General features: G+C 39.7%; 22 protein-coding genes. 18 read left to right on the forward strand and 4 right to left on the reverse strand.

The genetic code is table 11. The annotated features are described in order from the left end of the window. Positions 1-417: 417 nt before the first annotated feature. The 4 genes from CW357_RS14020 (at position 418) to rlmD (ending at position 4,439) form a co-directional block, all read left to right on the forward strand. Positions 418-1,764, forward strand: a complete 1,347-nt coding sequence (locus CW357_RS14020; RefSeq protein WP_119414405.1) for a cytochrome ubiquinol oxidase subunit I — start codon at positions 418-420, stop codon at positions 1,762-1,764. Further along, entirely contained in the window at positions 1,761-2,786 is a 1,026-nt protein-coding gene (locus CW357_RS14025) for a cytochrome d ubiquinol oxidase subunit II (protein ID WP_119414406.1), read from the forward strand. The genes CW357_RS14020 and CW357_RS14025 overlap by 4 nt, the downstream gene beginning before the upstream one ends. A gap of 15 nt (positions 2,787-2,801) precedes the next feature. Beyond that, the gene (locus tag CW357_RS18910; protein ID WP_371684234.1) at positions 2,802-2,909 is read left to right on the forward strand and encodes a cytochrome bd oxidase small subunit CydS family protein; all 108 of its coding nucleotides are present in this window, start codon (positions 2,802-2,804) and stop codon (positions 2,907-2,909) included. A 162-nt stretch (positions 2,910-3,071) separates the two neighbouring features. Continuing rightward, positions 3,072-4,439, forward strand: coding sequence for a 23S rRNA (uracil(1939)-C(5))-methyltransferase RlmD (gene rlmD / locus CW357_RS14030; RefSeq protein ID WP_124218371.1), 1,368 nt, complete (start codon positions 3,072-3,074; stop codon positions 4,437-4,439). Positions 4,440-4,613: 174 nt separating this feature from the next. On the opposite strand, the gene CW357_RS14035 is transcribed toward rlmD, so the two are convergent. From CW357_RS14035 to CW357_RS14040, 3 genes are all read right to left on the reverse strand, one after another. After that, on the reverse strand, positions 4,614-6,149 hold the full coding sequence (locus CW357_RS14035; RefSeq protein WP_040036597.1) for a multicopper oxidase family protein: 1,536 nt from the start codon (positions 6,147-6,149) through the stop codon (positions 4,614-4,616). 326 nt (positions 6,150-6,475) lie between these two features. Then, positions 6,476-6,640 carry a hypothetical protein gene (locus CW357_RS18310; RefSeq protein WP_164489612.1) on the reverse strand — a complete coding sequence of 55 codons (165 nt, stop codon included), beginning with the start codon at positions 6,638-6,640 and terminating at the stop codon, positions 6,476-6,478. Positions 6,641-6,658: 18 nt separating this feature from the next. After that, on the reverse strand, positions 6,659-7,639 hold the full coding sequence (locus tag CW357_RS14040) for an SDR family oxidoreductase (protein ID WP_040036596.1): 981 nt from the start codon (positions 7,637-7,639) through the stop codon (positions 6,659-6,661). Between the two features lie 756 nt (positions 7,640-8,395). Between CW357_RS14040 and CW357_RS14045 the strand changes: the two genes are divergently transcribed. The 7 genes from CW357_RS14045 to CW357_RS14080 all read left to right on the forward strand — a co-directional run bounded on the left by CW357_RS14045 (position 8,396) and on the right by CW357_RS14080 (position 15,819). Continuing rightward, positions 8,396-8,695, forward strand: coding sequence for an LlaJI family restriction endonuclease (locus tag CW357_RS14045; RefSeq protein WP_371684244.1), 300 nt, complete (start codon positions 8,396-8,398; stop codon positions 8,693-8,695). Positions 8,696-8,712: 17 nt separating this feature from the next. Further along, positions 8,713-10,581: a helix-turn-helix domain-containing protein gene (locus CW357_RS14050; RefSeq protein ID WP_124218372.1), complete on the forward strand. Its 1,869-nt coding sequence runs from the start codon at positions 8,713-8,715 to the stop codon at positions 10,579-10,581. Between the two features lie 472 nt (positions 10,582-11,053). Continuing rightward, positions 11,054-11,587: a hypothetical protein gene (locus CW357_RS14055; protein ID WP_241155108.1), complete on the forward strand. Its 534-nt coding sequence runs from the start codon at positions 11,054-11,056 to the stop codon at positions 11,585-11,587. Positions 11,588-11,827: 240 nt separating this feature from the next. Further along, on the forward strand, positions 11,828-12,151 hold the full coding sequence (locus tag CW357_RS14065) for a hypothetical protein (RefSeq protein ID WP_061129968.1): 324 nt from the start codon (positions 11,828-11,830) through the stop codon (positions 12,149-12,151). Next, complete coding sequence (locus CW357_RS14070; protein WP_124218375.1) at positions 12,144-13,271, forward strand: DUF2800 domain-containing protein; 1,128 nt, start codon at positions 12,144-12,146, stop codon at positions 13,269-13,271. The genes CW357_RS14065 and CW357_RS14070 overlap by 8 nt, the downstream gene beginning before the upstream one ends. Beyond that, positions 13,264-13,812 (forward strand): DUF2815 family protein, encoded by a 549-nt coding sequence (locus CW357_RS14075; protein WP_061129970.1) that lies wholly within the window; start codon positions 13,264-13,266, stop codon positions 13,810-13,812. Before CW357_RS14070 ends, CW357_RS14075 begins: the two co-directional genes overlap by 8 nt. A 72-nt stretch (positions 13,813-13,884) precedes the next feature. Beyond that, a complete protein-coding gene (locus CW357_RS14080; protein ID WP_124218376.1) occupies positions 13,885-15,819 on the forward strand; it encodes a DNA polymerase in 1,935 nt (644 codons plus the stop codon). Between the two features lie 150 nt (positions 15,820-15,969). Here CW357_RS14080 and CW357_RS14085 read toward each other — a convergent pair whose 3' ends face one another. Then, positions 15,970-16,815: an AraC family transcriptional regulator gene (locus CW357_RS14085; RefSeq protein ID WP_061129972.1), complete on the reverse strand. Its 846-nt coding sequence runs from the start codon at positions 16,813-16,815 to the stop codon at positions 15,970-15,972. 320 nt (positions 16,816-17,135) lie between these two features. Between CW357_RS14085 and CW357_RS14090 the strand changes: the two genes are divergently transcribed. From CW357_RS14090 to CW357_RS14120, 7 genes are all read left to right on the forward strand, one after another. After that, positions 17,136-17,888: a phage antirepressor KilAC domain-containing protein gene (locus CW357_RS14090; RefSeq protein WP_035355286.1), complete on the forward strand. Its 753-nt coding sequence runs from the start codon at positions 17,136-17,138 to the stop codon at positions 17,886-17,888. After that, a complete protein-coding gene (locus CW357_RS14095) occupies positions 17,888-18,322 on the forward strand; it encodes a DUF7768 domain-containing protein (protein ID WP_035197504.1) in 435 nt (144 codons plus the stop codon). Before CW357_RS14090 ends, CW357_RS14095 begins: the two co-directional genes overlap by 1 nt. Further along, complete coding sequence (locus CW357_RS14100) at positions 18,319-20,685, forward strand: virulence-associated E family protein (RefSeq protein ID WP_124218377.1); 2,367 nt, start codon at positions 18,319-18,321, stop codon at positions 20,683-20,685. The genes CW357_RS14095 and CW357_RS14100 overlap by 4 nt, the downstream gene beginning before the upstream one ends. Before the next feature lie 218 nt (positions 20,686-20,903). Next, entirely contained in the window at positions 20,904-21,185 is a 282-nt protein-coding gene (locus CW357_RS14105; protein WP_124218378.1) for a VRR-NUC domain-containing protein, read from the forward strand. Then, positions 21,166-22,527 carry a DEAD/DEAH box helicase gene (locus CW357_RS14110; protein WP_124218379.1) on the forward strand — a complete coding sequence of 454 codons (1,362 nt, stop codon included), beginning with the start codon at positions 21,166-21,168 and terminating at the stop codon, positions 22,525-22,527. Before CW357_RS14105 ends, CW357_RS14110 begins: the two co-directional genes overlap by 20 nt. Then, a complete protein-coding gene (locus CW357_RS14115) occupies positions 22,527-22,745 on the forward strand; it encodes a hypothetical protein (RefSeq protein WP_019155136.1) in 219 nt (72 codons plus the stop codon). The genes CW357_RS14110 and CW357_RS14115 overlap by 1 nt, the downstream gene beginning before the upstream one ends. Then, complete coding sequence (locus CW357_RS14120) at positions 22,742-23,155, forward strand: DUF1492 domain-containing protein (RefSeq protein WP_042357512.1); 414 nt, start codon at positions 22,742-22,744, stop codon at positions 23,153-23,155. The genes CW357_RS14115 and CW357_RS14120 overlap by 4 nt, the downstream gene beginning before the upstream one ends. Positions 23,156-23,341: the final 186 nt, after the last annotated feature.

Raw genomic sequence — 23,341 nt, forward strand, 5'->3', positions numbered from 1 at the left:
TCCCCACCCCAACTATTTACAAAGAGCCTTTTTTATGAAGTATTTTTTTATACCATCATAGATGAAATGATTATGTATTTAACAATTATATGCATTATCTATCAAAGCATTGCACATATTACTACTATGTGTAATTTTGCTACGGCATTCTATATAAAAATAAGTAAGAATACTACCACGTTAAGGTTATTTTTGTTTAAACATTTGAAGTGTAATTTAGTCATGGAACAAAAAGGTAGTTTTTTATTTTTTCGAAATAGGAGATGAACTGACTATGTACTATGTGAATTAACAAAGGAGAGAATGGTGTGTATAAAAAGCAAGAAAGAGTGTTGATTTGGACTAGTTTTATAGTTGCAATCATCATGTTGATATCCATTTTAGGAAGAGTTATTGGACATTAAGGAGGTTTGAAAAATGGTTAATGATAATGCGGTATTTTTTAGCCGACTATTAACAGAATTGACGCTAACATTTCATATTATTTACGCAACCATTGGTGTTGGTGTTCCGCTTATGATAATGATTGCTCAATGGATCGGTATAAAAAAGAATGATGAGCATTATATTTTACTCGCTAGACGAATAGCTAGAGGATTTGTAATCACTGTAGCAGTTGGCGTAGTAACTGGTACAGCAATTGGTTTGCAACTTTCCCTTCTATGGCCAAACTTTATGCAGCTTGCGGGTAATGTTATTGCATTGCCACTGTTTATGGAAACATTTGCATTCTTTTTTGAAGCTATCTTTTTAGGGATTTACTTATATACATGGGATCGCTTTGAAAACCAAAAGAAACATTTTTTATTGTTAATCCCTGTTGCGGTCGGTGCTTCCATGTCTGCTGTTTTTATCACAATGGTGAATGCGTTTATGAATGCGCCACGAGGATTTGAAGTAGTTGATGGACAGATCGTCAATATTCAACCGATTGTTGCAATGTTTAACCCAGCAATGCCTACAAAGGTTGGGCATGTTTTATTAACGGCTTATATGACATCGGCATTTGTACTAGCTGCCATTGCTGCTTTTAGAATGTTAAAAGGCTCTAAACATATATATTATAAAAAGTCTTTGTACTTATTTATGAAACTTGGGTTAGTATTTTCAATCGGTACAGCAGTTGTTGGTGATTTTTCTGCAAAGTATTTAGTAGCGTATCAACCAGAGAAATTAGCGGCTGCAGAGTGGCATTTTGAAACGGAAAAGGGCGCATCCCTTTTAGTCTTCGGTATCCGAGATGGTGAAGATGTTAAATATGCGATTCGTATTCCATATGCATTGAGTCTTTTAGCGCATAATAATCCGTTTGCAGAAGTAACTGGATTAAACGAATTCCCTGAGGATGAAACCCCACCACTATATATTCATTTCTTATTTGACTTAATGGTCACAATTGGCTTCTTTATGGTTGGTGTATCGGCTATTTATGTTATTGGAAAGTTGCGAAGATGGCGATTTATACACAGCAAGTGGTTCAGGTGGGTGATTGTTGCTGGTGGGCCATTATCCATGATTGCGATAGAAGCAGGCTGGTGGTTAGCTGAAGTTGGACGTCAGCCATGGATTTTAGTTCGCTATATGAAGGTAGCAGAGGCAGCAACATCAAGTCAGCACGTAGATTTAATGTTACTTCTATTCTGTTTGATTTACTTAATACTAGGAATCGGTAGTGTTGTAGTACTTCGGCGAATGTTCAAAAGAAATCCAATTGAACGAGAAATCGCTGATCGTCATGCTGAAAAGGGCGGTGGTATTTCATGAGTTTAGAAGTGCTAGGCGTTTCTGTATTATGGTTGTTTTTATTTGGCTATTTGATAATTGCTTCCATAGATTTTGGAGCAGGGTTTTTTAACGCATATAGCTTGTTAGTTGGAAAAAAACGTATTTTAACAGTTATTATCCAGCGTTATTTATCACCTGTTTGGGAAATTACTAATGTGTTTTTAGTCTTTTTCTTTGTAGGTATTGTAGGATTCTTCCCGAGAACTGCTTATTTCTATGGTACGACTTTATTGGTTCCAGTCAGTATCGCACTTGGTTTACTTGCGATTCGGGGAAGTTACTATGCATTTGAATCGTATGGATCAAGGGGACATAAAGGATATTCATTTATGTACGGTTTGGCAGGTTTATTAATACCAGCGGCATTGTCCGTTGTATTAGCAATTTCTGAAGGTGGATTTATCACTATTATTGACGATAATCCAGTGCTCGATTATGCTGCATTATTCACTAGTTCTCTTACATGGAGTATCGTTTTGTTAGCGTTGGCAGCAGTTCTTTATATTTCAGCAACGTTTCTTACATGGTATGCAAATAAGGCAGGAGATCGAGAAGCAACCAACTTATTACGAAAGTATGCACTTATTTGGTCAATACCATTAGCCATTTCTGTTATCGGGATTATGGTAGAGCTGCGGAAACATAATGTCATTCATTTCGACAGAATGATTGACTTTTGGTACTTATTTGGAATCTCAGCTGTAATGTTCGTTATTACCATTATTATTCTTTTGATGAGACGTCATTATGGTGTTGCAGTATGGCTGTTAATCGGTCAATTTGCATTTGCATTCTTCGGTTATGGCATTTCACATTATCCATACCTTTTGTATCCGCACCTAACGATTTATGATTCATTTACAAATGAAACGATGGCTATCTCTTTGGTAATTGCATTTGTGTTGGGATTATTATTGTTAATACCATCTCTATATTTAGTATTTAAACTGTTTCTGTTTGATAAAGATTATGTTCGAGGGAAAGAAGACCATCATGCTTAAAGGAGGAAAAGCCAAATGGGAAACTTTATAATTTTCTATGCACCTTTTATCGTTGTTATTGTCGCAATTGTCATTGGCTTTTACGTTGCTTTCAAAGATGGGGCAGTTACTAGGGACGAATAAAGAGAACTTTCACTGAAGGTTAGTTGAACTAATCGTGCTATTACTACTGCTGTAGTGGGAGATAAATCATTTAACCAAAATCCAAGGGCAATTAATGTCTCTTGGATTTTTTCTTTGCGTAGGTCATGATACAATAGAAGGACTGAAACGGAGGATGCACGAATGACAGCACCAGTAAAGAAAAATGATCGATTATCGGTTTATATAGAAGATTTAACACATGACGGCGCGGGTGTCGCAAAAGTAGACGGATATCCGCTCTTTATACAAGGGGGACTTCCTGACGAGCAGGCAGAAGTTCATGTCTTAAAAACATTAAAAAATTATGGTTTCGCCAAAATTGTGAAGATTGAAGTGCCTTCACCTGATCGAGTTGAACCAGAATGCGGTGTCTATGCGCAATGTGGAGGTTGCCAATTACAACACCTTTCATACGAAGGACAATTGAAATGGAAAGAAAAGATGGTCCGTAATGTGATGACGAGAATAGGGAAAATCGATGTACCTGTTCATCCGGTGAAAGGGATGGACAATCCATTGAATTACCGTAACAAAGCTCAAATTCCATTTGGGTCAAATGGAGATGTACCAATTGCAGGATTTTATAAAACAAAATCTCATGCGATTGTTGATACGGATCGTTGCCTGATTCAAACTCCTGAAGCAGATGCTATTTTAGAAGGACTAAAACCACAACTTTGGAAACTTGGTATCAAACCATATAACGAAGAGACAAAACAAGGGATGCTTCGTCATGTAGTTGTTCGTAAGGCATTTGCGACAGATGAAGTGATGGTCGTACTTGTTACGAAAAAGCGTAAATTCCCACAAGCGAATGAAGCGATTGCACTTATACGTAAGCTAGTACCAAATGTTCAATCCATCATGCAAAATATTAACTCAGAAACTACAAACGTTATCTTTGGCAATGAAACCATTAACCTTTGGGGACAAGATACAATTGAAGATCATATCGGCGATGTACGATTTGAAATTTCTGCACGATCATTCTATCAAGTCAATCCTATTCAAACAGAAGTATTGTACAAACAGGCGCTTGATTATGCTCAGTTAACAGGGAAAGAAACGGTTATCGATGCTTATTGTGGGATTGGTACTATCTCATTATTTATGGCGAAAAAAGCAAAATACGTCATGGGTGTAGAAATCGTTCCACAAGCAATTAAAGATGCCAAACGTAATGCCAAACTTAACGGCTTAGACAACACTTACTTTGAGGCAGGTCCAGCAGAAGAAGTGATTCCACGTTGGTATAAAGAAGGTAAAACAGCAGATGTCTTAATGGTAGACCCTCCAAGAAAAGGTTGCGATGAAGCTCTACTAAGTACCATTTTAGAACAACGTCCAAAACGTATTGTATATGTATCATGTAACCCATCCACATTGGCTCGTGATTTACGCATTCTTGAAGATGGCGGTTATAAAACACAGGAAGTACAACCAGTTGATATGTTCCCGCATACTGCGCATGTGGAGTGTGTTGTCTTGATGTCAAGGGTGGAGAAATAGGACTATTCAAAGCACTGAGAAATAAAGGGTTTTCTGACATTGCAGCCTTCTCTCGGGAATTTTGTCGAGAATGTTCATGTCAGGAAGCCCTTATTTTTATTCTTGGAGGAAACATATTGGATACATTAAGAAACGTCCCGGTGATTCAAGTTAATTTTGACAGGTTACTGCTTATTATCGGATAACAATATATGGTCTCATCATCTCATAATCCTCGTGCTCCAAAATATGACAGTGCCATATATATAACCCGGTAAATGGTCCGAACTCCATGATTATTCGAGTAACTTGCTTCGGATTAGCTCGAACGGTATCTTTCCATCCTCGTTCTTGTGGTTCCGGTGGCATTGCCGGACCTGTATATTCGATAACTTTCTCCTTGTTAAACTTATCAACATCGAAATTTCTTCGGTCAAGTATTTGAAAATCAATTAAGTGAAGATGAATTGGGTGTGAATCATCAGTTACGTTGATGAGGTACCATATTTCGGTTGTCCCTAATTTTGGGTTTTCTGATATTGGTGCCTCCCATGGTTTATTGTCCAATAGCATCCATTCACGACCGTACTGATCCATATTATCATTTAATGTTAGGTATCTTATCCTCGTAACTGACTGTTCCTTTATTTTTGGAACAGGTACCATATAAGCCGGAATTGTACTAGTGTCAACACTTGATAAAGGAAGAGTTACTCTAAATTGCATCACTTGACCAACCGTTAATGGATCCGGTTGGTCACCCCCTGGAAAAGGAGCGGGGGCATCATTTGTCATGATAATATTCTTCCCTTCTAAATTGGTAAAATCAATGATCACATCTGCCCTTTCTGCAGGGGCTAACATGATTTCCCTGATACCAACTGGATATTCCAGTAACCCTCCATCAGTCGCAATTTGATACATAAGTTGTCCCGAATTAAGCTTAATCCTATAGAAACGAGTGTTGGATGCGTTTAAAAGCCTAAAGCGGTATTTACGTGGTTCCACTTCTAAATAAGGCCATACTTTACCATTTACTAGAATCGTATCCCCAATAAATTCAGGAATAATAGACGTTTCTAATTCAGGAATCGGTTTTTCTGGTTGCTTCGGGTAGTAAAGAGAACCATCCTTATTAAATGTCTTGTCTTGTATCATAAGAGGAACCTCATATTTCCCACTCGGTAAATTCAATGAACGTTCCCGATGATCTCTGATAAGATAAAATCCTGCCAAACCTGCATAAATATTTAGCCTCGTAATACCAATCGTATGGTCATGATACCATAAAGTGCAGGCATGATTACAATTATCATATCGATATATTTGCTTTCTAAAATAAGGCCCCACTTGTTTGAATCCCTTTGTAAACCAAGCCTCTGGGTAGCCATCGCTTTCCCATTCAACACAAGCACCGTGTACGTGTACGACTGTTCTTACATCAGGCACGTCCCGATGGGCACCATGAACCGTATAATCGATTGGAAAAAGATGCTTATCAGGAAGATTGTTAATCCATTTAATAAACACTTTTTCTCCACTTTCGACTTCAATTGTAGGTCCTGGATATCCATTTTCGTACCCCCAAACAGTTGAGTTATTTAACTGACTATGAAGTGATTGACTGAATTCAGTCATATTTACTTCGTAGTAAGTATAAAACTGATCTTTCCATCGAGGTTTTAAAATAGGTGGAATGGGCAGTTCGTCTACAAATTTAGAGAGAATCATAATTTGCCTCCTTGATTTAAAGGGTCATTAATGCAAGAAATTTGCCACCCCCATAGTTTTAGATTAATTGGAGACCTCTTTGCAGTGTCTTGACGAAGGGGTCCACCTTATATTGACCCACACACTAAATGACCTTGGATAAGCAAGTCATGGTTATCAAAATGTTTAATAATCGTGAGGACGACTGTAAAAAGTCGTTTTAAAACCGTTATCCTATTTCCTGATTAGTCTAAATAGATAAATTGAAGGTTAGCATAATTGCGAACCCTAAGAAAAAATTGAATGACTTCCACACTGTGTATAGAAGTCTTTTTGTCTGTTATTATTTAGATTATTGGATAATTCAGCTCGTAACTTGGGTAGCAATAGTATGGTGGTCTAAGTGCGATTTTAGACATTGGCCAGGAATCTTCCATATAGACCATCTTTACTTTTTCATTGGAATGGTTTACTAGCAATAGCTTTACTTCTGGATTAAATTCATATCTCAAAATGGAAACCTCCTTCCATTAGGAATGAGTGGATTCGCCCCCGTCAACATGAAGAACTTGACCAGTAACAAAACGAGAATCATCAGAAGCAAGATAGACATAGGTTGGTGCGAGTTCAAATGGATGGGCAACTCGTTCCATTGGATTAAATGCTCCATATACGGCGACTTGGTCTGACGAGAAACTTGCTGAAATAAGTGGAGTCCAAATTCGGCCGGGGGCGACGGCATTAACTCGGATCCCTTGTTTTACGACATTTTTAGCTAAGGCACGTGTCCAACCAACTATTGCGCCTTTTGTGGCAGTATAATCAATCATTTGCTGCTCACCTACATACGTCACCACTGAAGAAGTGCCAATGATTGAACTGCCTGGTTTTAAATAAGGAAGCGCTGCTCTTGTTGTGTAAAAATGAGAGTATATATTAACTTTGAAGGTGTCATCGAATTGTTCATCTGTAATGTCAAGCAGACTTAGTTGTTGGAATTGGATACCAACGTGGTTACAAAGAATATCGAGACGTCCAAACGTATTTACTGTTTGTTCTACAATGGAGATACACTGTTGTTTGTCTCGCAAGTCGCCAGGTAGTAGTAAACAACGTTGTCCGAGTTGTTCAATCCTCGTTTTTGTTCTATTTGCATCCTCATGTTCATCTAAGTATGAAATGGCAACATTTGCTCCTTCTTTAGCAAACGCAATTGCTACTGCTGCACCAATACCACTGTCACCCCCTGTAATAAGTGCTACTTTTCCTGTTAACTTCCCACTCCCTTTATAGTTCGGGTTTTCGATAATTGGAAGTGGTACCATAAATTTTTCCACTCCGGGATGGCGTAGCTGGCGCTGTTCAGGTAAACTTATCGGAATTTCTTCGTAACGTGTTATTTTCCCATAGTTAGGGTACATGGGATAAGGATGAGTTTTCATATTCGCTCTAAACATTTGTTGCATTTGCTTTATTTGGTCTAATTGACGACTTTGATCCTTTTGATCCATGGAAACCTCCTATAGAAGTGATTTTGTTCTATAGAATGTTTATGCTGTTCACTAAAAATAAAGTATAAAAATTGTGGAAAAAGTTGTTTGCTTTCGACACAGAAGCGTATTCTTCTCTCAAAAGAGAGACCTTTTTTCTTTATTGAACTGACCTTTAGGACAAAAGCGCTTTACTCAACATTCTACCCCTTTGACAGGTCAACTTATTGTTAATTAACAGTTCTTTAATCCCGGCTACTTCAAGAATAGTACTTAAAAAATAGGTCAACCAGAAAAAACCTCTAACCACATCATACGTTAACTTATTTAATGGAATTTAAAATGCATCAAGATTAACTAATCTTACTGGTTGAATTATGATAACGTCAGCTCTACACCATTAACATGAATGGTTTGGTCATTAACAGACTACAATAGTGAATAGTCTTATCTAATAAAATTGCATTAAGCAGAGATATAAGTATAAATCTAATAATGATTATAAATAAAGAAGAAGCAAAGTGTATTGCAAAGAAAATGAATGTTACATTAACTGAACTACGGGAATAATTTTAAGTGGAAATACCTAAAAGGCTTTTACGGAATGACAAGAAAATTATCAGAAAAACAAAAAGTAGAAATCTTTATTGATAATTGGAAAAGAAATTAAATGTATGCTTCCCATAAAGAATAAAGCCAAGGAATTCAGTCTGGTAAGGCAATTGATTTATATGAAGCATATCAGAAAAAATACTATGTTATGGATACGTATATAATATTCAACTTGAGCATGGAAAAGAACTACGGGGACAACCTGGAATTGGTGATATTACAAAGCAGTACCTATATCAGTTGGCATATAAAAATTTTGTTAATGATCATGGAATTCAAGATGTTAAAAATTGCTTTTTGATGCCAACCGAACAACATAGCATTATTAATAAGGGATACGTCAATATAGAAATGTTAGATGCTCTTGGGTTACAGAATATACAAATAAGACAGTTGCCCGCAGAATTGATATACTCGCACTATTTAGCAAATGAAAAAATGGATATAGGCTTACTTCATTTATAAAGGGGATGTGGGGGAGTATGGCAGGTAATCGTTCATTTAAAGAATATGTGGCAGAAAGATTCTATAATAAAATGTTTGCTGTCATACAGGATTTCACCGAAGAAAACTATGATCGCTTAGACTTACGGCTATACAGAGTTCAAAACATCGGCGGCATTGAGTTATCAGATATAGAAGTAAAGTTCGTATCTGTTAATGACTTACCGGACATGAAAATAGAATTTGATGTTGCTGTTGAAGCTGAATTCGAAGTCCGTGAATCAAATCATCGTTATGATGAATCAGAAAATTGTCGGCAATGGTTTATGCTGGAATGCTCAGGAGATTTAGATTGCAATTTGGATGATTTTTCAATCTCTAGTATAACTGAGTATACTAGCAAAAATAAGCAGCCGAAACCTATGTCAGACTCCCTTGTCCCTATCATTCATAAGGAACAACTAGAATCTGTTGCCACAGACTTCCTTAGAAGACATTATCCTGAAGCATTAAAAAACCCAATGGCAGTTGAGCCACAAGTGTTGGCAGAAAAAATGGGTCTTACAGTAGAAATGAGAGAGATTACAAAGGATTTCACTGTTTTTGGGCAGATATACTTTCACGACTGTGATGCAGAGTTTTATGATGAAGATAGCGATGAAATGGTACAGACCCGTGTGAGTGGCCGTACAATAATCGTGGACCCTAAAGCTTACTTCCTTCGTAATCTGGGATCAGTCAATAATACTATTGTGCATGAGTGTGTTCATTGGGACCAACATAGAAAAGCATTTGAATTGGAGCGGTTATATAATAGTAGTGCCACACGAATCAAGTGTCAGGTAGTTGGGGGTATAAAAGACAATACCAGAGATGCAACTGACTGGATGGAATGGCAGGCGAATGCCCTCGCTCCAAAGATACAAATGCCACTTGCCATGTTTAAAACCCAAGCGTTCAAATTTATTAAGCAATTCAGTTCAGAACTGGGAACATCTGAACTTATAGATGTAATGGAACCAGTTATTGACGCCTTAGCAACGTTCTTCAGCGTATCTCGGGCAGCAGCTAAAATCCGAATGATTGATGCTGGATATGAGGAAGCAATCGGAACTTTTACTTATATAGATGGTCGCTACGTCAAGCCGCATAGATTTAAGAAGGGTGCGCTTGAAAGAAATCAGACCTTTTCTATAGGTGCAGAGGATGCTGCTATCCAAAGCATAACCAATCCAGAAATGTCCGCTTTAGTTAGGGATGGAAGTTATATATATGTGGATTCCCACTTTGTGCTAAATCATCCGAAATATTTAACACAGGATATATTCGGACAAACGGTACTTACAGACTACGCACGAACCCATATGGAAGAGTGCTGCTTGGTTTTCGAGTTATCAGTCAAATCTGGGTGTAGGGAAAGATACTATACTGAATGTTTCCTCAACCGTGATAAGACATCAAATATAGATTTTGATATAAAGTATTGTAATGGTTTTGAGTATGCGGCTCCAGAAAAGAAGGCCCAATTACTAGCCGAAACAATAGCGGAAGAAATGCGAATCTATAATGAATTGCCAAATAGCTATACCAGCTCTCTCAAAATAGTACGTGAGTGGAAAAAAGTAACTTATAAAGAATTAGCAGAGAAAATATTGGTCAACGAGCGTACCATAAGACGAATCGTTAATGGTGAGGAACCGGGATCTATTAATTCCATAGTATTGATTTGCCTTGGACTTCATCTACCGCCAAATATTAGCAGTCATATAATTCGCAACTCACCATTTTCATTGAACTTCAATAACAATAGTCATATTTGGTATAACTTTGCATTGACTCACCTATATGCAAAATCGATGGATGAGATTAGAACGTTTTTACAGGAACATGGCGCAGAGCCATTATAAAATTCAATAATATTTTTGAAAAAGCGGACACAGGATGTCCGCTTTTTAGTTATTAACTAAGTAAGCCATACATGAATCCTTTTAAGGGTTTGTGTATGGCTTTTTTTATTGTTGTTTTTAGGTGTTTTTGTTGGGAAAAGCGTCATTTTGAGCCTGAAATTAACGGGCATGAGGTGTCCGCCAAGGCTGTCCAATTCTCACCTACAATAATGATAGATGAAGGAAAGGTCCTTCGTAGTTAGCAAGAATTAGACCATTCCTCGTCTACAAAAAAATATCAAATGCCTGATTTGCAATAAGGGCAAAGGATACATATTGCAACGTTTCAGTCCGTTTAGGATTGTTATGCGTTGCAATAGAAGTACCTTACCTTGTTGCGCTCATTTTCAGGACAAAGGGTCTGTGTACTTCGAGGCACAGACCTATTTTTGTATCCTTTGCCGCCAATGCAGTCCGGCGGAAAGGATGCAAAATGAAAATTAGAATTATGTACGACAACAAACCTACCTATTTGGAGATACCAGACGAGGACTGCACTGTAATGATTGATATGGACTATGAGGACAGGCTGTCCTGTGCCGAAGATAAGGAAACTGTGACTCGACGTTCACCACAAGAGATTATGGACGAGCGTTTTAACAAGCCTGACTACAATAACTGGCATAAATTTGACAGACATAGAGGGATGCCAAAAAAACCATTCCGTAAGGACGACGAATCCGAGGATGCAACGGATCATATGGACTATCTCCCCGATAATACCCATGAAGTGGCACGAATTAAAAAGGAAGATTATGAATATTACTGTGAGATTATTCGTTCCATTCTCAAGCCAAAACATTCAGAACCTTTTATTGCTGTATATCTTGATGGCATGTCAATGACTGAGTATGCAGAGCGTGAGGGTGTTAGTAAAAGTGCCATTTCACACCGTTTAGATACAGCCAAGAAGAATTTCAAAAAAGTTTTTCCAGAATCCTCAACTTTTCCCTCTTGCCACGGCTAATAGATAGAGGGCAGTACATAAACGCTCTCAAGAAAGAGGTGAAGAACATGAAACACAACTTGAAAATCAGTGTTTCAAAAACTCCACAGTCTGGCGGGATTGTCTCCTGTCGTAATGTCACTATAAGGGAGCGTTTCCTACGTTTCTTACTTGGTGATAAGCAGAAACTGACTATCCTTGTCCCGGGTGACACCGTAAAGGAACTCGCCATTAGTGAGATTAAGGAGGGAGGATTAAACCATGAGCAAAATCAAACTACTTCTTGATGTGGTTTCTGATATGCGTTCTTTGGCAGACAGCATACAAGCGGTTGCCGATGCAATGGCGGGCAATGAACCTGTCGAAGCAAAAGAACCGACTACACCTGTAAAAAAACCTGCGCCAAAGAAAAAGGAGATCACTCTGGAGGAAGTCAGAGCAAAACTCGCTGAAAAGAGTCAAGCCGGTCTTACTTCTCAAGTGAGAGAAATCATCAAAAAGTACGGTGGCTCTAAATTAAGCGAAGTTGACCCAAAACATTATGCAGATATGTTGAAAGATGCGGAGGTACTAGGTAATGGGTGATCACGCAGTACTTTCAGCATCGGGGTCCCATAGATGGCTTAATTGCCTTCCGTCTGCGAGATTGGAACTGGAATTTGAAAATAGTGAATCCAATGCAGCCGCTGAAGGTACCGCCGCCCATGCCCTCTGTGAACATAAACTTAAAAAAGCACTTCACTCGGCTTATAACACGGATGAGATGGAAGAACACAGCGATGCTTATGTGGACTTTGTAATGGAGCAGCTTGAACTGGCAAGGCAAAGCTGTACGGACCCATTAATACTTATTGAACAACGTCTTGATTTTTCTTGCTATGTACCCCAGGGGTTCGGAACTGGTGACTGCATCATCATTGGTGACAAAAAGCTTCACATTATCGATTTTAAGTATGGCATGGGTGTGTTGGTAGATGCGGTAGATAATCCGCAGATGAAATTGTATGCCCTTGGTGCTTTGGAAATCTACGATAGCTTGTACGATATCGAGGAGGTTTCCATGACCATCTTCCAACCCCGCAGGGAAAATGTCAGCACATGGACAATCCCGGTAAAGGAATTAAAGGACTGGGCAGAAAATGAACTGAAACCAAAGGCGAAAAAGGCCTATGACGGTGAAGGTGAATATCTGACCGGTGAGTGGTGTACTTTCTGCCGAGCGGCTGTTAAATGCCGTGCAAGGGCTGAAGAAAAGCTGAAATTAGCACAGATGGAGTTTAAACTGCCACCCCTACTTCCGGACTCCGAAATTGAAGAAGTTCTTTCTAAACTGTCTGACCTTACAAAGTGGGCAAATGAAATCATTGCTTATGCCACGGATGCTGCTGTTAATCACGGGAAAGAGTGGCGCGGTTTTAAGGTAGTCGAGGGCAGGTCTATCCGTAAATATAAGGACGAAGAGGCTGTGGCTGAAGTAGCCAAGGCAAACGGCTATAAGGATATCTATCGTCAGAGTCTCATTACCCTTACGGAAATGCAGAAGCTGATGGGTAAAAAGAAATTTGAGCAAATTCTCGGTGGCCTCATACATAAACCACCGGGCAAGCCAACGCTGGTTCCAAATTCGGATAAGCGGCCAGCTATGAATATATCAAACGTAAATAACGAATTTAACGAAATAACGGAGGAATTGGAATATGAATAATCAAAACAGAACGAAGGTTATTACAAGTGTCAACACCCGTCTCAGCTACTTTCACGGCTGGGAACCCGTATCCATCAATGGCGGAGCGGAAAAGTACAGCGTATCCGTATTGATTCCCAAAACAGATAAGGAAACCATCAATGCTATCAATGCAGCAGTAGATGCAGCCATTGAAGAGGGCATTGCACAGTTTGGTGGTAAAAAGCCGAATAAGGCGGCTATCAAACTGCCACTTCGTGATGGTGATGTAGAACGTGATGATGAGGCTTATAAAGGGCATTATTTTGTAAATGCCAACAGCAAGACGCCACCCCAAATAGTAGATAAAGCGGTTAGACCTATCTTGGATCGCAACGAGGTTTACAGCGGTTGTTATGCAAGAGTATCCCTAAATTTCTATGCTTTTAACTCTAATGGCAATAAGGGTGTAGCATGTGGTCTTGGCAACATTCAGAAGATAAGAGATGGAGAGCCTTTAGGTGGAAGGACCAATGCAGCTGATGACTTCACAACTATTGATGATGATGATTTTCTAGCATAAGGAATAAATACAGACGAGGTGGTGGAGGTTGTTCTTCTGCCACCTCGTTTGCATTGGAAAGGGCGGTAATATATGAATTCTATTTCTATTGATATTGAAACATTTAGTAGTGCCAACCTTCAAAAGTCTGGAGTTTACCGTTATGCAGAGAGTAATGATTTTGAAATTCTACTATTTGGTTATTCGGTGGATGGCGGTGAAGTACATGTGGTTGACCTTGCCAGTGGGGAGGAAATCCCCGATGAAATTATAAACGCACTTATGGATGATTCTGTTACCAAGTGGGCTTTCAATGCAATGTTTGAGCGTGTGTGTCTATCAAAATGGCTTAACCTTACTGAATATCTTAACCCCGCATCCTGGAAATGTTCCATGATATGGTCGGCATATATGGGATTACCTCTTTCTTTGGAGGGAGTCGGTGCAGTTCTAGGTTTGGAGAAACAAAAGCTAACAGAGGGTAAAGACCTCATCAAATATTTCTGTACACCTTGCTCCCCTACAAAATCTAATGGTGGTCGAGTTCGTAATTTACCAGAACAGGACATGGATAAATGGGAGCGGTTTAAAGTATATAACATTCGCGATGTGGAATCCGAGATGTCAATACAACAGAAATTATCCAAGTTTCAAGTACCAGAGAACATCTGGGAGGAATATCATCTCGACCAGGTAATCAATGATCGTGGCATTGCCATTGACATGACTTTCGTAAAACAGGCTGTAGAGATGGATGAACATTCTCGTGAAAAGCTAATGGCTACGATGCAAGATATAACTAATTTGGAGAATCCAAATTCTGTACAACAAATGAAAGACTGGCTTGCTGATAACGGATTGGAAACAGATAGCCTTGGTAAAAAAGCGGTTGCTGAGATGTTAAAGACAGCACCTGAACCACTAGGCACCGTTTTGGAACTTCGTCAGCAGCTTGCAAAATCATCGATAAAAAAATACACGGCAATGGAGAATGCAGTATGTAATGATGGTCGTGCAAGAGGAATGTTTCAGTTTTATGGAGCAAACAGAACTGGTAGGTTTTCGGGCAGGCTTATTCAACTACAAAATCTCCCTCAAAACCATATGCCTGATTTGGAACAGGCTCGTGCTTTAGTTCGTAGCGGAAACTTTGATGCTCTTACCTTACTTTATGATTCTATCCCGGAGGTACTGTCGGAACTTATCCGAACTGCTTTTATACCACAGGAGGGCATGAAGTTTATAGTTGCAGATTTTTCAGCGATTGAAGCTCGCGTTATCGCCTGGCTTGCGGGAGAAAAATGGAGAATAGATGTATTCCAAAACGGCGGTGACATCTACTGTGCCAGTGCCTCTCAGATGTTTAATGTACCTGTTGAAAAGCATGGTGTGAACGGTCACCTTCGTCAGAAAGGAAAAATAGCCGAACTTGCCCTCGGTTATGGTGGATCTGTTGGAGCATTAAAATCAATGGGTGCTTTGGAGATGGGAATTGAAGAAGAGGAACTTCAGCCCCTTGTAACGGCTTGGAGACAATCCAATCCCAATATCACAAAACTTTGGTGGGATGTTGACCGTGCAGTAAAAACTTGTGTTAAGCAAAAAACTCCTACAGAGATACACGGCATTAAATTTATCTATCAAAGTGGAATGCTCTTTATTGTCCTCCCCTCTGGTAGACGGCTTGCCTATGTGAAACCTCGTATGGGAGAGAATATGTTTGGGGGTGAGTCAGTTACTTATGAAGGTGTCGGTGGAACGAAGAAATGGGAAAGAATCGAAAGCTACGGTCCCAAATTTGTAGAGAATATTGTTCAAGCAATCAGTCGTGATATTTTGTGTCATGCCATGCAGACATTAAAGAATTGTTCCATTGTGGCTCATGTGCACGATGAAATTATCATCGAGGCAGATATGGGAATGTCACTTTCTGCTATCTGTGAGCAGATGGCTAGGATACCAATCTGGGCAAATGGTCTGTTACTTAGTGCTGACGGCTATGAGTGTCAGTTTTATAAAAAAGATTAAGTTATATATAATTGGGTATTCGGATTAACTTGTGGAATGAGGTTAACAGACCTTCAAATGTTAAATAACGAAAATAGGATAGCACTTATTTTATAACTAGTAAGTGCTATCCTGTTTGTTCCACAATCGCCCGATAATGGAATATGCATTTTACTTAGGGATAACAGGAACCCAAAGTTCATGTCTTGGTTTATGCTTCGGACCATAATAACATTCGATACACGGTAAATTTGCAAGTTCATACTCAGATGTTGGAACCCACTCAGAATATAAACGTTTCCATGCATCTACTATATTTGGAAAAACTGCCCATGTACTTGCAGGAATAATAAGCGTTTCCATATCTGAAGGTGGAACCCCATCGTATCTTACCCCCATAAAGTAGGAAAACTCTTCATCTGTTATGGCAGCTTCCTTTCCACAAACCCCCAAAAGGCTTTCAAGCGTACATTTTGGATTTTCCCATGACATGTCCTTTAGTTCTTGCATAAACCCATCTTTTTTTGCAGTATTCCAGAGTGTAGGGATTGTTTTAAATGCTCTACTTGTTTTTACTGGCTTGCTTTTTCCTACAATTCTTATTTCAAAATCAAGGTCTTCAATTCTGTACTCCATCTCGGTATCTCCTTTAATAGAAATTTGAAAGGAAATTCTCGGAAAGGCTTTTAACTGTACCCCTTTATTACGAGCATTGGAGGGGCTTATTCCATGCATTTTTTGAAAAGCACGTGAAAAAGTATCAGAAGAAACATAACCGTATTTAATTGCCACATCAATGATTCGAATATCACTTTTTTGAATCTCAAATGCTGCGAGAGTTAATCGCCTTCTTCTAATATATTCTGAAAGCGATACCCCTGAAATTGAAGAAAACATTCTTGAAAAATGAAACTCGGAGCAATTAGCTGCTTTTGCAATCTCTTTGTAGTCTATTTCTTCATCTAGACTATTTTCAATGTAGTCCAATGCATTATTCATTCTTTCTAACCAATCCATGGTTTTCTCCCTTTCAATTCCTACTTTAATACAGATTAGATACTATTTACCCGACATTTCATGCCTAAAAAAGTAGGATCACTATTAAAATTTGACTCTCCACACAATAAATTGCACAATGCGTTATTCCAGATAATGGCCCGTTAGTTGAATTGACCACTATTATTGAATCAGTCTTTGATTCCATTTTAACATACACAAATTCCGCATGATAATCAGAATTCCAAATTAATTTTTTCAAAATCCTCAACATTCATTACCTCCTGTGGCTATTAGGTAGAGGGGTTTCCTCTCTGACTATATTGCAGGAGGTAATTCGTATGGACGAATTAGTAAAAATCAATTATGAAAATCAACGACCAACCGTACTCGGTCGTGATTTACATGAAGCCTTGGAAGTAAAGACCGCTTATAAAGACTGGTTTCCAAGAATGTGTGAGTACGGATTTGAGGAAGGGTCAGACTTTAGCTCATTTTTGAGCGAAAGTACTGGAGGCAGACCAAGCATAGACCATCAGTTAACAATTGACATGGCAAAAGAGCTATGCATGATACAGCGTACTCCAAAAGGGAAAGAGTGTCGCCAATACTTTCTTGAAATAGAAAGAAGATGGAATTCACCAGAGGCAATCATGGCAAGGGCATTACAGTTTGCCAATCAACAACTAACTCAAGTAAGGAATCAAAATAAAGTGCTTGAAGGTACGGTTGCTGTTCAGAATCAGCAAATTGCAGAAATGAAACCGAAAGTCTCTTATTACGATGTAGTTTTAAATTGTAAAGACCTCATTTCCACCTCAGCAATTGCCAAAGATTACGGGAAGTCAGCTATTTGGATGAACCGCTATCTCAATAAAAAGGGCATTCAGTTTAAACAAGGTGGTATCTGGCTTTTATATCAGAAGTATGCGGAAAAAGGCTACACCAGCACTAAGACACATAGCTACCTTGGCAGTAACGGTGAACAGCATACAAAGGTCCATACATATTGGACACAAAAAGGCAGACTCTTCATTTACGAACTGATGAAGGCAGACGGTATTTTGCCTCAGATAGAAATGGAGGGTGTGTAATGGGAATCAACAAATTCAATCACGAAGGATACCATGACCCAACTCCCCATGAAGCACTGACCAACATAATGAAAAAGGAAAAGGCAGAGAAAAAATCTGCCTTTAAGCCGCTTGTATATATCTGTTCCCCCTATTCCGGTGATGTAGAAGAAAACATTAAAAAGGCTCGCAGTTTTTGCAGTTTTGCTCTAGACCAAAACTGTATCCCGATTGCTCCCCATCTTATGTTTCCTCAGTTTATGGATGATGAAAATCCCGAAGAACGGGAGCTTGCCATATTTATGGACATCGTGCTTATGGGCAAATGCTCCGAGGTGTGGGTGCTGGGCAATACCATCTCAACCGGTATGGCGAGGGAAATTGAAGTAGCCAAGAAACGCAGACAAACGGTCAGATATTTTAGTCCGGAGCATGAGGAGGTTGAAAGCTTATGAAAATTGCAGTAGGCAATAGCCGGATGGATAGGAAATGGAAAAACAAAGATATCTCCTGGGAGGATTTTTGCTCCCGTGTAAAGACGACGCAACGCACTACGGAAACAGTAGAAGAATATCGGAAACTTAAAAAAGGGCAGCAAGATGATATCAAGGATGTGGGCGGCTTTGTCGGAGGACATTTAAAAGAAGGAAGGCGAAAGAAGGGCAATGTTCTATGTCGTTCTTTGCTTACCCTCGATATGGATTACGGTAGACCGAATATCTGGGAGCAAATCAGTCTGCTTTTCGATTTCAAATGTTGCGTTTACTCCACTCATAAGCACACACCAGAAAATCCAAGACTCAGACTTATCGTTCCCCTTGCTCGTGAGATCAGCGAAGAAGAATATGCAGCCGTTGGACGTATGGTGGCAAAAGAAATTGGTATTGATCTTTTCGATGATACGACATATGAAGCCCATCGCCTTATGTATTGGCCATCCACTTCCTCTAACGGTGAATTTGTCTACGAAGAGCAGGATGGAGCATTACTTGACCCGGATATTTATCTTGCAAAATATGAAAACTGGCGAGATACGTCAACTTGGCCAGTATCAAGCAGGCAGTCTGAGGTTATTAATCGCAGTCTTAGAGAACAAGCCGATCCGCTTTTAAAGGAAGGTGTGGTAGGAACTTTCTGTCGTGCCTATTCCGTTCGTGAAGCAATTGATAAATTTTTAGATGCAGTTTATGCGCCATCTGCTATGGAAGGGCGCTATGACTATATTCCAGCTGATAGTAGTGCGGGTGTAATTATCTATGATGATAAATTCGCATACAGCCACCATGCCACCGACCCAGCAAGCGGCCTGCTCCTCAATGCTTTTGACCTCGTTCGTATTCATAAATTCGGCTCTTTAGATGATAGAGCTTCCACTACAACGGCTCCTAGTAGGATGCCGTCTTTTGTGGCAATGTGTGAGTTTGCTATAAAAGATGAAGCGGTGAAAGCTGAGTTTGCTAAGGAAAGGCAGGCCCAGGCTGAAGAGGAGTTTAGTGAAGAGGATTGGCAGACAGGTTTCGAACTAGATAAGCAAGGTCGGATAAAAGACACATTGGATAACATTGTCTTGATTATTCGTCATGACAAGGAATTACAGCATATCGCTTTCAACTGCCATCGTGATGGTATTGATGCCAAAGGTGGTCTGCCTTGGGACCAGATTAAGGCGGGTTGGAATGATTCGGATAACGCACTTCTTAAGGTGTACTTAAGCAGCAAATACGGGGTCTATTCTCCTACCAAGACCAAGGATGCTGTGGTAGCGGTAGCGACTGAACGAGCCTACCATCCTGTTAAGGAGTACCTAGACTCCCTGCCAAAATGGGATGGTATTAGCCGAGTAGAAAATTTACTGATTGATTATTTCGGTGCAACAGATAATTCCTACACAAAGGCAATTATTCGCAAAACGATGGTTGCGGCGGTAGCCCGTATTTATAGACCAGGCACAAAGTTTGATAGTGTTCTTATCTTAAACGGTCCTCAAGGCATCGGTAAGTCAACTTTCTTTGCCAAACTTGCAGGGGATTGGTTTTCAGACAGTTTAACTCTCACGGACATGAAAGATAAATCTGGGGCTGAAAAACTTCAGGGATATTGGTTGTTGGAACTCGGTGAGCTTGCTGGGATGCGTAAGACGGATGTGGAGATTGTGAAGTCCTTTATCTCGAGGGCGGATGATAAGTACCGTGCCAGTTATGGGGTCAACGTGGAAAGCCATCCCCGTCAATGCGTAATTGTAGGTTCTACCAATGCAGAAAGCGGATTTCTTCGGGATATTACAGGTAACCGCAGATTTTGGCCAGTCCGCATTAGCGGTAACAGTAGAAAGAAAGCTTGGCAGATGACCAAAGAGGAAGTAGAGCAAATTTGGGCAGAGGCTCTAGTTCTTTATGAGAAGGGCGAAAAACTCTACCTTGAAGGTGATGATGTAACCATGGCAACTAGTGAACAGGCAGATGCTATGGAAACGGACGAACGAGAAGGACTAGTTCGTACCTACTTGGATACGCTCTTACCGGATGATTGGGACACGATGTCTTTATACGAGCGTAGAAATTTCCTCGGCGGTAGCGAATTTGGCGGCGGCACCCGTGTTGGAACAGTAAAAAGGACCCTTGTCTGCAATATGGAAATTTGGTGTGAGTGTTTCGGTAAAGAGGCATCCATGTTAAAACCATCAGATTCCTATGCTATCGGTGCCATTATGAGAAAGATCAGTGAGTGGAACAAGTACACTGGGAACAAGAATGGTGTTGTAATGTTTCCTGTCTACGGAAAGCAACGAGCTTATTCCCGAGTCGAGGAACAACGCTAAGTTGTACCTTACCTTGTTCCCATGCTGGTTCTTTCCCTAAAGCTAGTAATGATAAGGAAAATCAACGGTTCGGAACAAGTGGAACAAGAAGTATCCTATTTATTTATAAATAGTAAAAAGAAGTAATAGTAGCCTGTGCATACACGCATACGCGCGCGTATAGGAAAATTGGGTTAAAGTTGTTTTCTTGTTCCGAGCCTTTTATATGGGAGGTATTTATGCTTGAAAAATATATCGAAAAGAAACTGGTGGCTGAGGTAAAAAAGATGGAAGGCATTGCGGCGAAGTTTGTTAGCCCAGGTTTAGATGGGATGCCAGACCGCATAGTGCTTTTACCACATGGGAAGATGGCTTTTGTAGAATTAAAGGCTTCCGGAAAGAAACCTCGTCCGTTACAGAATAGAAGAATAAAGCAATTACAGAAGTTAGGCTTTACTTGTTATGTCATTGATGATGTTAAGCAGATTGGAGTGATACTGGGTGAAATACAATCCTCATAAATATCAGACTTATGCAACGAACTTCATACTTGAGCATCCCATCGCTGCGGTGTTTTTAGAAATGGGTCTTGGCAAAAGTGTCATTACTCTAACGGCTATATTTGACCTATGTCTTGATCGTTTTGAAATTGGAAAGGTTCTGGTCATTGCTCCACTTCGGGTGGCGAGGGATACTTGGCCAGCTGAGATAAATAAGTGGGAGCATTTAAAAGGACTGGAGTTTTCGGTAGCCATCGGAACAGAACAGGAGCGGTTGGCAGCTCTTAGGAAACCTGCAAGTGTCTATCTTATAAACAGAGAAAATGTTGACTGGTTGGTAAACAAAAGCGGTATTCCTTTTAATTTCGATATGGTGGTCATTGATGAACTATCATCTTTTAAGTCCTATGGCGCAAAAAGGTTTAAAAGTTTACTAAAAGTAAGACCGAGGGCAAAACGGATTGTGGGTCTTACGGGTACACCCTCCAGTAATGGATTAATGGATTTGTGGGCAGAGTTTCGTATTCTCGACATGGGTAAAAGACTCGGCAGGTACATAACACACTACCGCAATTCCTACTTTACACCGGATAAACGAAATCAGCAGATTGTGTTTTCATATAAGCCATTGCCAGGTGCTGAAGATGCCATATATCGGCTCATTTCAGATATTACCATTTCCATGAAGTCGGTAGATTTTCTAAAAATGCCTGAATGCGTGATCAATGAAGTGCCTGTCTATCTTAATGCTAAAGAACAATCAGTATATGATCACTTTCGTGAGGAGATGGTCCTTAAATTTGGCGATGAAGAAATAGATGCCATGAATGCAGCTGTCCTTTCAGGCAAACTTCTGCAAATGGCAAACGGTGCTATCTATGATGATGATAAAAAACCCCATATTATCCACGACCGCAAGCTAGATGCTCTTGAAGATTTAATCGAAGGTGCAAACGGCAAACCCGTGCTTATTGCCTATTGGTATAATCACGATTTGGAGCGTATTAAGGCAAAATTTAATGTCAGAGAAATTAAAACTTCCAAGGATATTAAGGATTGGAACAACGGTGATATTTCTGTGGCAGTTATCCATCCTGCATCGGCGGGACACGGTCTCAACTTACAAAGTGGAGGTTCAACGCTTATCTGGTTCGGACTTACTTGGAGTCTGGAACTCCATCAACAAACAAATGCGAGACTTTGGAGACAAGGACAAAAAGAGACAGTAGTAATCCATCACATCATTACTAAAGGCACAATCGATGAAGATGTGATGAGAGCCTTGAAACGAAAGGAAAAGACACAAACCGATCTTATTAATGCGGTCAAAGCAAATCTTGGGAAAGCGAGGGATGCTGTATGATGGATGCATTTGAAAAACTGGCAAATGCCATTATTCTACAGGCAGTCAAGGATTATCGTTTTGCTTTAAAAAGACTAGCAAAACACCCTCGCAATGATTCTGCTTTATATACGAAACGTGAGGTTGAGTGCTTCTTTCATTCTGGATTGTTCAATGTCCTCACCTCTCTCAACCCTGACATGTTAATTCAACAGCTACAAGAGGAGGTGGTGCGATGATGACAGCTAAGGAATTCTTAAAACAGGCTTACCGTTTGAATGAATTGATTAACTCCGACCTTGAAGAGTTGCAAAACTTAAGGGATTTATCAAGAAGTGTTTCATCCCCTGTGCTTGATGAGAAAGTCAGTCGAACCAAGAGTACTGACCCACCCTTTGAAAAATATGTGATTAGGATAATAGATTTGGAGCAACAGATACAACATGAGGTTGAGCGATTAATAAAGCTTAAATCAGATATCCGTGAAGCGATTAACCAGATGGAAAATGTGGATGAGAAGCTGCTTCTTCGCTACCGATACATTAACTTTCTTAACTGGGAAGAAATCTGTGTCAACCTTAATGTTTCTATGAGAACCGTACACAGACTCCACTCATCCGCTTTGCAACATTTAAAGGTTCCAAAATAAAAAGGAGTAACCGGAAAATAGTGCAGGAAGAGGGTTAAAAGGCCCTCTTCACCATTACCTTAGTCATTGTATGAAAATTACAGTGATTTAAATAATTAGTTTCTCCTTTTTAATGATTATTAAATTAAAATGAGCTGTCAAAACAACAACTCATTGCTTACCCACTTTGAATACCGACCTAATGCA

The organism is Rummeliibacillus sp. TYF005 (assembly GCF_003844195.1).
In the GTDB taxonomy this organism is placed as follows: domain Bacteria; phylum Bacillota; class Bacilli; order Bacillales_A; family Planococcaceae; genus Rummeliibacillus.